12 protein-coding genes and 1 pseudogene are annotated in these 13021 nt (G+C 65.8%); 8 read left to right on the top strand and 5 right to left on the bottom strand.

Translation table 11 applies throughout. From position 1 onward, the window contains the following. Positions 1–73: 73 nt before the first annotated feature. Positions 74–526 carry an RNA polymerase sigma factor gene (locus O7603_RS18605; RefSeq protein WP_281571076.1) on the top strand — a complete coding sequence of 151 codons (453 nt, stop codon included), beginning with the start codon at positions 74–76 and terminating at the stop codon, positions 524–526. Positions 527–1294: 768 nt separating this feature from the next. Here the strand turns inward: O7603_RS18605 and O7603_RS18600 are convergent. Then, complete coding sequence (locus tag O7603_RS18600) at positions 1295–2290, bottom strand: DDE-type integrase/transposase/recombinase (protein WP_281571075.1); 996 nt, start codon at positions 2288–2290, stop codon at positions 1295–1297. An 8-nt stretch (positions 2291–2298) separates the two neighbouring features. After that, positions 2299–2445, bottom strand: a complete 147-nt coding sequence (locus O7603_RS18595; RefSeq protein ID WP_281571074.1) for a hypothetical protein — start codon at positions 2443–2445, stop codon at positions 2299–2301. 747 nt (positions 2446–3192) lie between these two features. Here O7603_RS18595 and O7603_RS18590 point away from each other — a divergent pair. Continuing rightward, positions 3193–3801 (top strand): hypothetical protein, encoded by a 609-nt coding sequence (locus O7603_RS18590; protein ID WP_281571073.1) that lies wholly within the window; start codon positions 3193–3195, stop codon positions 3799–3801. Positions 3802–3912: 111 nt separating this feature from the next. Here the strand turns inward: O7603_RS18590 and O7603_RS18585 are convergent. After that, positions 3913–3990: pseudogene (locus tag O7603_RS18585) on the bottom strand (alpha/beta hydrolase fold domain-containing protein); the annotation flags it as partial. 31 nt (positions 3991–4021) lie between these two features. On the opposite strand from O7603_RS18585, the gene O7603_RS18580 reads away from it, so the two are divergent. From O7603_RS18580 to O7603_RS18555, 6 genes are all read left to right on the top strand, one after another. Beyond that, positions 4022–4795 (top strand): NAD(P)-binding oxidoreductase, encoded by a 774-nt coding sequence (locus O7603_RS18580; protein ID WP_281571072.1) that lies wholly within the window; start codon positions 4022–4024, stop codon positions 4793–4795. Then, on the top strand, positions 4792–5196 hold the full coding sequence (locus O7603_RS18575) for a hypothetical protein (protein WP_281571071.1): 405 nt from the start codon (positions 4792–4794) through the stop codon (positions 5194–5196). Before O7603_RS18580 ends, O7603_RS18575 begins: the two co-directional genes overlap by 4 nt. Before the next feature lie 307 nt (positions 5197–5503). Next, on the top strand, positions 5504–6142 hold the full coding sequence (locus O7603_RS18570; RefSeq protein ID WP_281571070.1) for a hypothetical protein: 639 nt from the start codon (positions 5504–5506) through the stop codon (positions 6140–6142). Next, positions 6139–7599, top strand: coding sequence for an alpha-L-fucosidase (locus O7603_RS18565; protein WP_281571069.1), 1461 nt, complete (start codon positions 6139–6141; stop codon positions 7597–7599). The genes O7603_RS18570 and O7603_RS18565 overlap by 4 nt, the downstream gene beginning before the upstream one ends. Positions 7600–8189: 590 nt before the next feature. Then, positions 8190–9788 (top strand): RHS repeat-associated core domain-containing protein, encoded by a 1599-nt coding sequence (locus O7603_RS18560; protein WP_281571068.1) that lies wholly within the window; start codon positions 8190–8192, stop codon positions 9786–9788. Next, positions 9785–10741, top strand: a complete 957-nt coding sequence (locus O7603_RS18555) for a hypothetical protein (protein WP_281571067.1) — start codon at positions 9785–9787, stop codon at positions 10739–10741. The genes O7603_RS18560 and O7603_RS18555 overlap by 4 nt, the downstream gene beginning before the upstream one ends. An 84-nt stretch (positions 10742–10825) precedes the next feature. Here O7603_RS18555 and O7603_RS18550 read toward each other — a convergent pair whose 3' ends face one another. Both O7603_RS18550 and O7603_RS18545 read right to left on the bottom strand, forming a co-directional pair. Continuing rightward, complete coding sequence (locus O7603_RS18550; protein WP_281571066.1) at positions 10826–11605, bottom strand: transposase family protein; 780 nt, start codon at positions 11603–11605, stop codon at positions 10826–10828. Between the two features lie 57 nt (positions 11606–11662). Next, positions 11663–12946 (bottom strand): IS701 family transposase, encoded by a 1284-nt coding sequence (locus tag O7603_RS18545; protein ID WP_281571065.1) that lies wholly within the window; start codon positions 12944–12946, stop codon positions 11663–11665. Positions 12947–13021: the final 75 nt, after the last annotated feature.

The raw sequence follows: 13021 nt of genomic DNA, 5'->3' as shown, positions 1-13021 counted from the left end.
TGCTGCACTGGGCTAGTTCAGATGTAGTGCTACCGAAAGTGGAACCTGACGGGCGCAACGGTCATAGGAGAGTGTGAGCGAGACGGCGGACATGATCCGGGCCGACGACGGCGAGCTGTGGCAGAGAGCGCGCCACGGGGAGGCCGAGTGCTTCGGTGTGCTCTTTGACCGGCACGGCGGGGCCGTCCGGGCATTCTGTGCCCGCCGGACTGGCTCGATCGACGCTGCCGATGATCTGGTCTCCATCGTGTTCCTGGAGGCGTGGCGTCGGCGGGGTGAGGTCGAGCTGGTCGACGGCAATGCGCTGCCGTGGTTGTACGGGATCGCACGCCGGACGATCCAGCATCGCTGGCGGACCGCGGTGCGGCATCGACGGGCGCTGGAACGGCTGGCTCCCGCTTCGGCCACGCCCGACCACGCCGAGGAGGTCGCCGGCCGGCTCGACGACGAGCGACACCTGGCCCGGTTGCGGGCAGCCCTTGAGCGACTGAGGCCGGCCCAGCCGGTGTGCAGCCGTCCGGCGTAGCGGCGCAGCGCCGGCATCGCCAGGGCGACCGCGGCGATGACCCAGGCGGGACCGTCGAGACGGGCGCGGCGGACCAGCTCTCGCCACACGACGTCACGGACCGTGTAGGCGCGGGGGTGCTCCAGCAACCACTGCCGCAACGCCGGCAGGGCGATGACACCGCCGGGCAGACCGCTGTCGTCGCCGAGCTGATCGGCCAGCGGGTCGAGGTCCAGTGACAACGGGTCGGGGTCGCAGGTCAGGTCGGCGAACGCGGTGTCCACGGCGTCCAGCGGCGAGTCGGGCCAGTCCTTGGCGGACGCGGTCATGTCACGAACTCCCATGTCAGAGACGAATGTCGATGACGGGCCGGAGGTGTACGGCCGGCGCGCGCCTGACCGCCATTGCGCCACCTCGGTCTCACCGGCCCCTGACAACGCAGGCCAGCAGGCATGAGTCCTCGGCTCGACAGCACCAGCCGCCACCGGCCACCCGCTGACTGACGACCGACGCCGGCGCGCGTCACCGTTCTGACAAAGCCGCGTTGACCTGCGCGTTGACACGACAGGAGGCGAAGGGCACGGGACAAGGCCGTGAGGGACACGACACCGGCCGAGGAGTCTGACAATGAGGGCCCAGCCGGTCTCACAGCGTCTAACAGCGCCCCGCGGGCGGCACGGTGTCAGATCGCGACAGGCTGACACTGCAGCCGAATGTCATCGTCAACCCTGCGCGCCGCGGTGGCACGCCGTCTCGGTAGTTGTCAAGTCAACCTGAGACAGGTTGTCGTTAGCGAGCGGGGGGTTGTTCTTGCCGGGCGGGGTTGTTGATCCAGGCGCTGTCGGGTGCCTGGGGTGCTCGCGGGCGGCGGGTGAACCGGTCCGGGTGAGCGGTGTAGGCCTGGTCGAGGGTGGTCTGTCGCTGCGCGCGGATCTGCTCGGCGGTGCCGAAGTGGACTGACGCCGGGGTGTGCCAGCCGATCCCGGAATGGCGGTGTTCATGGCTATAGGCGGTGAAGAAGCTGTCGCAGAAGGCGCGGGCGTCGGCGAGGGAGCCGAACCGGTCGGGGAAGTCGGGCACGTATTTCATCGTCTTGAACTGCGCTTCGGAGTGCGGATTGTCGTTCGACGTCCGCGGTCGTGAATGCGAGCGGAGCACGCCGAGGCTCACCAGCATCTCGGACACCGGTCTGGACACCATGACACCGCCGCGGTCGGCGTGCAGAGTGTGCGGCTCGATCCCGTTGCGCCAGACCGCGTCGGCGAGGAAATCGCGGGCCACGACAGCGTCTTCGCCGGCCGCGACGAGCCACCCGGTCCCGTAACGGGAGTAGATGTCGATGACCACGTAGCAGCGATACCAGATGCCTTTGACCGGTCCTTTCAACGCGGTGATGTCCCACGACCACACCTGCGACGGGCCGGTCGCGACCAGCTCGGGACGCACCCGTGGCGGGTGGGTGGCTTGCCGGCGTCGTTCGCGGACCTGCCCGGCCGTGCGGGCGATGCGATACATCGTCGACAGGGAGCACCAGTACCGGCCCTCGTCGAGTTCCCGAGCCCAGACCTGCGGAATCGCCAAATCGGCATACGCCGCACTGTTGAGCACCTCGAGGATGCGGACCCGTTCGGTGTCCGACAGCGCCGACGGCGGCGGGGTCCGCGGCAGCCACGGCCCGTGCACCGGCCCCAACCCGCTGCGGCGGCGGTAGTGGGTCGCGCGGGAGGTCCCCGTCAACTCGCAGCCGCGTTGCACCCCTATCCCCGCCGAACGCAGGTCGGTCAACGCCGTGGTCAGGATCTGCTCGGCGGCGGATCGTTGTCCGCGCTCTCGGAGAGTTCTTCCAAGAGCGCGTGCGCTTTTCCCATGATGTCCAACGCCATCCGGGTCTTCTTCAGATCAGCCTGCAGTTTCTCGTTCTGTCGGCGCAGCTTCTCCAACTCGATCTGCTCAGCCGTCTTCCGAGCCGGCAGCGGGCGATCCCGAGGATGAATCCCCGTCGCTGCGGCTGCCAGTCAGAGCCCCGGCGTCGCGGGCTCTCGCCCACTCGATCAGATGCGACGAATACAACCCCTCCCGCCGCAACACCGCCGATTTCTCCCCATGCGGGGCATTCTCATATTCGGCAAGGATCCGCAGCTTGAACTCCGGACTGAACGCCCGCCGCGACGGCCGCGGCGCCGGATCAGACCCACCCGGCACGGGCTGGTCCGCAGAAGATGTCGACACGTACACCAGGATCTCCGATCCCGCCCTCGGTCAGCACCCCGCACTCACACGCGGTGTCTCACACCATCCTGACCAAGAGGGCAACGCCGTCCACATCTGGAGACCACTAGTCATGCCCTGACCATCGCATCGACCGAGGCGCACAGCCTCCCTTGCCAGAGCGATCCCTCTCCCCTGCCGAGTCCGCGGCCTTGCTTAAGGCGCAAACCGTGTCACGGAACGTGACACCGCGACTGACCGTCCGTGGGGAATCTGAACTGGCCGCTGTCACCTCGTCCGCCGTGCGTGTGGTCCAGGTCCCTCTTCCCCCGCGCGAGTGATCCGTTCCCCTCTCGAGGGGATGCGTGGGGCCCGGCGTAACTGCGATCTTGAAACAGGAACGCTAGGCATTGCCCACCAGCTCGCGGGATGCACCCGGCCATCCGCAACGATCTACGTTTGGACAAGGAGATTTCCCGATGACCGCTCGCACCATCCTGATGAAGCTGCACGGCCGGACGGCAGTGGGCGTTCCCCGCTGGGCCATGCTGGCCGCATACGCCGCCGCCCTGACCACGCTGCCCTCCACCATCTGGCGGATCACGGCCTTCGTCATCGAGGCTCCGCTCGTGAAGCGCATGGACGCCCCGCCGCCCGGCCACGGTCCGATCCTGTTCCAAGGGGTCTGGTACGTCATCATGCTCAGCCTGGTCAGCGAGGTGCTGGCATTCCTCGCCCTCGGGCTGGTGTGCGAGTGGGGCGAGGTGTGGCCGAGGTGGATCCCGGGCCTGCGCGGCCGCCGGGTACCGACCCTCGCCGCCGTCATCCCCGCCAGCCTCGGTGCGACCGCCCTGCTGATCTTCCCGTACGCGCTGGCCATGATGGCCTCTGGCCGGATGCTCAACGGCAGCCCGAACACGCCGATCACAGAGGGCTGGCAGAGCGTCGCGTTCTGGATCACCTACCTGCCGCTGGTCGCCTGGGGACCGCTGCTCGGTATCTTGACCGTTCACTACCACCGGCGTCGCCGAGCTGCCCAGTCCGCCGCCGCCGGGTCCCGGGAGGCCGAGGTCGCCCTGGCCGGATGACAGGCCCATCCGAATAGGCTCACAGCGTGCTCGATCATTTATCCGAATCACCATGCCCATGATTCGTGGCAGGGGCTGACGTCGTCCGTACATCGGCGGGTGCTGCTGGCCGGAGAGCGCCGCGGTTTCGCAATCATCGGGTGCGGCGGGCCACGGGTGTTCGGGAGCCAGGCGGTAGTCCACGCTGAGGGCAAAGCCGCAAGCCATGACGGAGCAGAGAATGACGACAACGGTTCTGGTTACCGGCGGTACCGGACGACTCGGACGCACCCTCGTGCCGCAGCTGGCCGACGCCGGCCACGAGGTGCGCGTACTGACCCGCGAGGAACGCAAGCCCGCCGTGTGGGCGTTGGCGGTCGGTGATCTGCGCACCGGACGCGGAATTGCCGAGGCGGTCACGGGCGCCGAGGTGATCATCCACTTGGCCACTACCAACGGGCGCGGCGACGTGGCCGCGACGCGTAACCTGATCACCGCGGCGAGGGCTGTCGGGAGACCGCATCTGGTGTACGTGTCGATCGTCGGTATCGAGGACGTCGCACTCGGCTACTATCGCGCGAAGCTGGCCTGCGAGCGACTGATTGAGGAGTCCGGGCTGCCGTGGACGATCCAGCGCACGACCCAGTTCCACGACCTGATCACCGCGATCTGCAATGCCCAGCGCGGGCTGCCTGTGACGATGATGCCATCGAAGGTGAGCTTCCAACCGATTGACGTCATCGAGGTCGCCGATCGGCTCGGCGCGATCGCCGCGGCGCCCGCCGCGGCACGGGTGCCCGATCTCGGCGGGCCGCAGGTGCGTGACGCGGCCGAACTGGCCCGCGCCTACCTCCGGGCGATCGGACGCCGCCGCCCGGTGTGGTCGATTCCCATGCCGGGAAAGGCGATGCGGGACTACCGCGCGGGCAACCACCTCACCCGGGAGCGGGCGGTCGGACGGATCACGTTCGATGAGTTCCTTGCCGGGATCGCGTGCGAACGGAGCGGCCGATGAACCGGTGGCTGCGTGCCGGTATCGGGTTTCTCGCCGCGAGCCAAGTCGTCGTCGGCGCCTGGGCGTTGTTCTTTCCGGCGCGCTTCTTCTCGCTCGAGGTCGTCGGCATGGGAATGGCCTACAACGTGCACCTGATGCGCGACTACGGCGCCATGACTCTCGCCAGCGCGGTGGTGCTCGGCGCCGCAACCGTCCACATCAAACGGATGTTGGCGGTTGTCGCGCTCGCCATGTACCTGACGTGGGCGGTTCCGCACTGCGTGGTGCACGTGACGATACTCGACCACCTCGCGCCATCGACGGGCGTGCTGCTGATCACGGCGCTCGGATTCACGATCGCCCTGCCAGCCGCGCTGCTAGTGCTCACGGTGTCACGCGGCGGCACACGCAGCCCGGAGTGATGGAGTCAGGCTCCTCGACGATGGCGAGAAATTTGGAGGCGCGTCGTTGTCAGTTATCCGACGTGATCGCAAGATGCTGACGACGATCGCGCGCCGATAACCGGATCCGATCCCGAGCGGATGAGGCAACGTGGACACGCTCGGATTGCTGCGAACACAGTGGCCAGCAGCGGCCTCGTCGTCACCAACGGCGAGGCGTCCAAGCCGTCCGACGACCAGGGCCGCCTTGCGCCTGTGACGGCGTAAGGGGCCGGCCCGTGCGTAGCGCCGCGGACCGCTGCAGCGGAGGAGAGCAAAAGGTGGGCCAATGAACTCGTCAAAGCTGTCCGTGATGGATATCGCCGTGGCCAGCCGGCGCAGCGCCTACCTCGCGTTCGCTTGGGTCGTGGTCTTCGTGGCCTGGCACGTCGTTTGGTACTTGACCGGTCTCGGTATCCCGGCACCGTCCGATCGGAACGGCCCGGCACGAGTTGCCGTTGCGCTGTTCCAGGTCGTAGTCATTGTCATGGCTACTGTGGGAACAGTGCTGCCGCTGGCCTTCGCGATGTCGTGGGGTCGGCGACTTCCCAGGTGGCTGGTGGTGGTGTTGGGCTGGATCGGGTTCGCCGTGCTCGCAGTGCGCGCCATGGCCGGAGTCGTGGACACGCTGCTGCGCGTCGCCGGCCGGGCCATCGGGTTGACCGGGCCTGACCGTCAGCGAGGGCATGGCGTTGAGAATCCCGGCGCGTGGGACTGGATCGCCAGCTACACCACCGATGCGCTGTTCGTCGCCGGCGCCGTCGCATTCGGCGTCGCCACACGGCGCTTCCAGCGGGTCACCCGGTTCTCCGCCCACATCGGAGTCCAGCCAGCTGGTGTCAAGCAGCGCAGTCGCAGCGCACGCGGCAATGACTTGCCGCAACACCACCCAGCGGCGCACGCACCTACACCAAGGAGAGTTCCGTGACCTACCAACCGGACAAGGATTCGTTGGATGCACGACCAATTCCGGACTGGTACCGCGACGCCAAGCTCGGGATTTTCGTCCACTGGGGACTCTACTCAGTACCGGCCTTCGCCGAGCGCACGGACTCTGACTACAGCGCCTTCATGCGTGACCTGATGGCGGGAAAGGGCACCGCCGACCGGATCCCCTACGCCGAGTGGTACCTCAACGGTCTTCGGGTGCCAGGGTCGCCGACAAACGTACATCACGTGGCCACCTATGGACGAAACTTCTCCTACTTCGACTTCCGTACAGAGTTCGAAACCCACGCCGATCGGGTCGACTTCGCGGACTGGGCGAGGTTGTTCTCGGAGGCAGGTGCCCGGTACATAGTCATGGTCACCCGCCACCTAGACGGGTACCCACTTTGGCCCACGCGGGTCGAGCATCCGCACATGCCCCGTGACTACCGGCCGCGGCGGGACCTGGTCGGCGACCTCACGAAAACCGTCCGCGAGCACGGCATGCGGATGGGGCTTTACTACGGCGGCGGCATCGACTGGACATTTCTCACCAAGCCAATCAAGACCATGACTGATCTCATGCGACACCAAGCCCTCGGCCCGGACTACGCCCATTATGCCGCAGCCCAGTGGCGAGAGCTGATTGACACGTATCAGCCGTCAGTGGTCTGGAACGACATGGGCTGGCCGGCGGACTACGACCCCCACCAGCTCATGGCCCATTACTACAACTCCGTGGCCGACGGAGTGGTCAACGATCGCTGGACCCAGCTCAAGATGCCTCGCAACCGCTTGGCCCGTTCGCTCTACCTGAGATTCGTCGGCCAGGCGCTCAAGGCCATGGCCAAGCGCGGCCGCTCCATGCCCGAACGACCACCGACCTTCCACTACGACGTGGCCACGCACGAGTACGCCGCACCCGCCACCGTGCCCTCCGGCGCTTGGGAGCTCACCCGCGGCCTGGGAAAATCGTTCGGCTACAACGCACAGGAAACCAGCGCGGACACCTTGACTGGCAAAGAACTGATCCACCTGCTCGCCGACGTGGTAGCAAACGGCGGCAACCTGCTGCTCAACGTCGGCCCAGACGGCGAAGGCCGTATCCCCCACATTCAGCAGGCTCCGCTGCGTGCACTCGGCACCTGGCTCGGCCGCAACGCGCAGGCCGTGTACGGCACCCGTCCCTGGACCCGCAACGCGGCGAACACCACCAGCGGCGACGAGGTCCGATTCACCCGCAACGGCCGAACAACCTACGCAATCGTGCTCGCCGACCAACCCGCCGGCAAGGTAATCATCCGTGACTTCAACGCTCCCGAGACCAGCAGGATCAGTGTGCTAGGCGGCGCCCACACCGTGCCATGGCAGCACAGCGACACCGGCCTGCAAATCGAGCTACCCCCGGAACAACAGCCACAAAAGGACGCCTACGTGCTTTCGATCACCCCCGCCTGAAAGCCTCGGCAATTCCGGCAACCGAATCTGCACCTTCCAACTGCGAACATATCAACGACAACGCTGGCGGAAGAAACTCGAGACGGCGGGCCACCTTCTGCCAACCGGGCTGCGCCGGGTGCTGATCGCTAGCATGCCCGGTACATTGAACTCAATGAGCTCTCGCCCCTGTCGCCTGCCGCAATTGCTGGCGTGTTCGACGTGGATGTTGCCGCGCCAGAGAAGATTTGGGAGGGAGCTGCGCGCCGACAGGATCTTATGAATGAGGTAATTGCAACCCTATGGCGTGAAGCTAATGATGACCGAGAGATCGCCCGGTCCGGAGGCATGCTTGATGTTACGGCCATGAGGTATCTGCTGAGAGAGAAGCTAGATCCTGACCCGGAAGAAATTCAGGAGGTTCTGACCTTCCTTTCGTCTCCGCTCCTCGGTTCTGTTCGCCGGAAAGGAGACAAATGCCTGCCCGTTGAGCCTCCTGCGATTACAAGCGCGAAACCCAGTGCTACGGCTACGACGGCCTCGCCCGCCTCACCGAAGCCTGGACCGCCACCGACAACTGCGCCACCACCCCCACCGCCACCAACAAGACCATGGTCGGCAACACCATCGGCGGCGGCAGCGCCTACTGGACCAACTGGACCGTTGACGCCATCGGCAACCGCACCGAACAGGTCGAGCACAACCTGACCGGCGGTACCGACACCACCACCACCTACACCTACAACGGCAACGGCCAGAACAAGCCCCACACCTTGACCTCCACCGCAACAAGCGGCGGCGCGACCGGGTCCGCCTCCTACACCTACGACGCTGCCGGCAACACCACCGGCCGCAACGCCGCACAGGGCAACCAGGCCCTCACATGGGACGACGCCGGCAAGCTCACCGGAGTCACTGGCGGCACCAGCGGCGACAACACATTCATCTACGACGCCGACGGCAACCTGCTCATCCAGAAGGAACCGGGGAAGAGCATCCTCTACCTACCCGGACAACAACACACCCTCAACACCACCACCGGTACGATCAGCGGAAACCGCTACTACCAACTCCCCGGCGGCGGAACCTGCATCCGCTCCGGCACCGGCACCGCCTACACCTTCACCATCACCGATCACCAGGGGACACCGTCGCTCTACCTCGACAACACCGCACAGAACCCCACCTGGAGGCAATACACCCCGTACGGTGGGGCCCGTGGCGCGACAGTCAATTCTCCGGACAATCACGGCTTCTTGAACAAGCCGATGAGTCCCACTGGCCTAAGTATCGTAGGTGCCCGCGCCTACGATACGGCAGTTGGCCGATTCGTCTCGGTGGATCCTTTGCAAGATCTGGCAGCCCCCCAGCAATGGAACGGTTACGCCTACTCTCACAACAGCCCTGTGACCTTCAGCGATCCTACCGGTCTCATTGACACCGATTGCCTGACCGTTGCAAGCTGCCCGGATTACCGTTGGGGTGACGAGAAGGGTAATAGGAAGAACAAAGCCCGTATGAGCAAGGAGGCCGGCAAGTCTTGCTGGCCGCGATGCTCTGGTTCAAAGGATCTCCGCAAGCCGGAACGGGTCTACCCGTTTGGAACGTGTGCGGGTCGTAAGCGCGAGATGTGTGAACTCAACGACGACGAAGCGAAGGCCAAGGGGCAGTTGGACGGGATGCTCATGCAGTATGGTGCAGACCCCAACTTTTGTTTGCCCTTGAAACTCTACTGCCAATACGGTGGAGATCGGCCCGGCGTTCACGAGATCGCGATGTGCCGGAAGATGGGGATGCTTGATTGCAAGGCTATGCATGAGGCGTTTGAGTGGGCGGAACAGCTCGCCGGGCCGTCACCGAAGAGCGGTGCGAAGGCTTTCGATCCCAAATGGAATGCCGAACACCATAGCTTATGGATGGCGTTGGCAGTCGTGAACGGGGTCGATCCGGACGATGCGCGCCTGATGGGGCTTGCGCATGAATTGGACGGTCCGGCAACAGGGGCCCCACGGCTGGGTAGTGTCGATTCCCGTATCGATCTAGCCAACAACGATGCAGGAATCAAGATCGGAATGGCGGCACGGGGGTCAACACCTCCCGGACGTGGTGTCTCGGATCGAGGAATAGCCGCCTTTTTCATCCACACGGCATTGGCGCAGGATAATGAATGTATCCAGCTTACCTGCCTACACCTCGGGGCGAGGCCATGAGTAGACGCCGTCTTTTTGTATGGGGGCTGCCGCTGTTGGTCGTGGTGGCGGCTGCCGCCATATATCTTGCGTTCCGGGCAGCCGAAGTGCGGTTAGCTGGTGTGCCGATAGGACCTGTGATCCCGGACTCACGTGGTCAACTGGTGGGATCGCCGGTTGGCCTGGCGGATGGTGAGGTCTTCCTCCTAATGAGCGAGCGTGGCGGATCGGATTCGCCGCAGGCGCTATTCGCCGTGCATGGCGGTGGCGGTGACCTCGTGCGGGTGCCCTACTGGGACTGGGAGATGCCGTGTCCAGATTTCTACTCCGTGGAGAGCATCGCTAGCCGCGCAGGTAACGATATGTTTGCTGCTGCCTACTGCCATGGGGCGCGGCAGGAAGTTGATGTCTTGAATCCGGCCCGCACGACCGTTGAGCGCTGGGGCGAGTTTGATGCAGTCGAACGCGTTGCTGTGGCCGACAACGGGACCGGTGCCTTGTTGGCCAAGCCGGCGGGTGCGCGATGCCTCTCGATTCTTCGCGGCTCGACCGGAAAGTGGGAAGAGGTTGTAAGCGGGGCAGGAGGAAGTGTTGCAGCGGAGACCCAAGGTGGATGCCGCTTTGAGGAGTCCCGGCCACTCTTTCTCGGCGTTCTCGGGAACGAAGGCGAAGGCGTCTACGCTGTTCAAGGGCAAGCGCTCTGGCTGTCAAACGACCGCGGCGGCTTGGTCAAGCGGACGCTGCCATTTGAGGTGATCCGGGGCGTGGCAACGATCGGGGGCCAGCGGTTGGCGGTAAGCGGCCGTTTTGAGGGGCGGGACGGGCTTTGGCTCTACTCGCTGGACAGCAAGGTGGTAGACCTGCGGGTTCCTGGCCGGTTCGGTGAGCTGTCCGGGGTCGATGGTGGCAGAGGCCTATTGACTGGACAGTCGGTCCGTGGCGGGACGCGGATCGTAAAGATCGCAATGCAGTGAGCCCCAACAATTCAATCAACTTGCTTCGAGGCTAAAGGACGTCTCGTAACTCGGTGAAGGCGTTGCCCGGTAGGGGGCGGGCGGTCACCCTGCCAGGATGATGTTGTGCAGGTGGGCGATACCGGAAGCGGTGTCGGCCAATGTGCGGGCGGCGCGGCGGTAGTCGCGCGGGATCTTGAAGCACTTCATCCTGGCCAGGGCGTGTTCGACCTGCGCTCGGACGGTGCGGTGCTGGGCGTTGAGGTCTTGCTTCCAGCCCGGTAGCGGGCTGCCGTCGCGTGGCTTGCGGTACGGCATGATCACCTCGCGGTTGCCCTGGTAGCCGCCGTCGGCCATGACCGGTCGCCCGTCCAGCATCTGATCAATGCCCGAGGTGCGGTAGACGATCGTGTCGTTGCGATTGCCTGGCTGCGGGTCGCCGAGGGCGATGGCCAGGCGGGTGCTGGCGTCGATGGCAACCTGCAGGTTCGTCGAGTAGCGGTAGTTCTTGCTCGGCGCGGCCAGTCGGTGGTCCCGGGTCGGGATCAGGGTGCCGTCGACGATGGCGATCTGCTCGGCCGGCCGCCGCCGCGCCGGCGCCAGTGCGAGGAGCGGGCCGAGGGTGTCGATGACCCGGTGCGCCGCAGAATGCGACACCCCGAACAGCGGGCCGATCTGTCGCATCGTCAGGTTGGTACGCCAGTACGCGGCAACCAGCAGCACCCGGTCGGGCAGGTCGAGTGTCCACTGCCGGCCCGGCCGGCCGTCCGCGATGGCATCCCCGCCCCGCTCGGCGACCAGGCGGACCAGCCGCCGGAACTGGGCGGGCTGCAGCCCGGTGAACGGAAAGATCCACTCGGTCCGGGCTGCGGAGATCACCTGCACACAGGCATCCTCGATGATCGTCCCTACCAGACAGACACCGGGGTTACGAGACGTCCCTTAGTTAGTACGGCAGCCGCCAATTGCTAGCTGACCAGGGCGTAGTCCCGGTTCAGGCGTGTGCGTTGGTGGAACCAGCGTGCGCGGGCCTGGTGACGGCGTCGCCAGGTGAGCCAGTGCGTGTCGTGGCCGGGCGGTTTCGGATGGCGGAGGGCGTTGGCGAGTAGTCGTTTGACCTCGGGGACGGTCAGCGGGATCATTCCGGGTTCGGGTGGCGGTGGCTGGGTCAGGTGTGCTCGGCGGCGGCGCTTGGGTGTCGGTGCGGTCGGCGAGGCAGGCGGCGGTAACCGCGCAGACCGCGAGGGCGGCCAGCACCGTGTGCCGCTGGATCGCGGTGTAGAGCCTTGCCTGGCACTGGTCCAGGCCGAAGTGGTCCTTGCTGAACTCGAAATCCTCCTCGACCGGCCAGCGCAGCCCGGCAGCGCGGATCAGCCTCGTCTTGGTCAGGATCTGCCCCTCGGGCACATGGCAGTAGTGGAAGGCCAGCTCACCGGTGCGCAGGTGACGGCGGACCAGCAGATGATGGCGGGGCGACGCGGTGACGATCCACGCCCAGGCGTACCAGCGCTGTCCCTTCGACCCGCTACCGGCCGAGCGGACCTCCCACCGGCGCTTGTCCCTGACCAGCAGCTTGACTGCCTGCGCGCAGGTCAGCTTCGCCTCGGAGGGCAGGCCGATCATGAAGGTGGAGGCGACCCGCAGGACGTACGCCTGCCCGTGCTGCTCGAAGAACTCCCGCAACTGTGTGCAGTTGCCGTACACCTCGTCGCCGCAGGCGAAGTCGAACACCAGACCGTCGGCGAATGCATCAGCACAGATATCGATGGCCAACTGGCCCTTGGTGCGGAACTCCACCTCTGGCGGCAGTCCCATAGCGGCCGAGGTCACCGGGTCGGTGATGTGCTCGGCCGGGATCCACTGACGCGCACCGATCAACGCGTGCCCCGTCTTTTCCCGAACGTAGGACAGGTGCACAGTGTTGATCCCGTTCGCGACTCGACCCGCGCACCCCATGTACTGCCGCTTCACCCCACACGTCGCGATGCCCTGCTTCGGCTGGCCCGTCTCGTCCAACGCACCGACCACCAGGCCACGCCGCCGCCGACGGCTCGCCGCCTCGTCCAGACCCGCAGCGGCGAACCGCCGGACCTGGCTCATCGCGGCCGTCGTGTCCCAGACCGCCCGGTTCAGCAGCCGCTGAGTACGGTCCGGCGTGGCGTCCCCGATCTGCTCGGCGATGGTCCATCCGTTGCGCTTGGGCACCTGACTGACCAGCGCGGACATGTATCTTCCCGCATGCTGCCACGTCTGCGTCCGAGCGAAGCACGACCGCAGCCGCTGCAACAGCCCGGCCCGCGC

It is taken from the genome of Micromonospora sp. WMMD812 (genome assembly GCF_027497215.1).
Classification (GTDB): Bacteria; Actinomycetota; Actinomycetes; order Mycobacteriales; family Micromonosporaceae; genus Micromonospora.
Note: the sequence above shows the minus strand (reverse complement) of the source record. Positions and strands in the feature narration are given on the sequence as shown.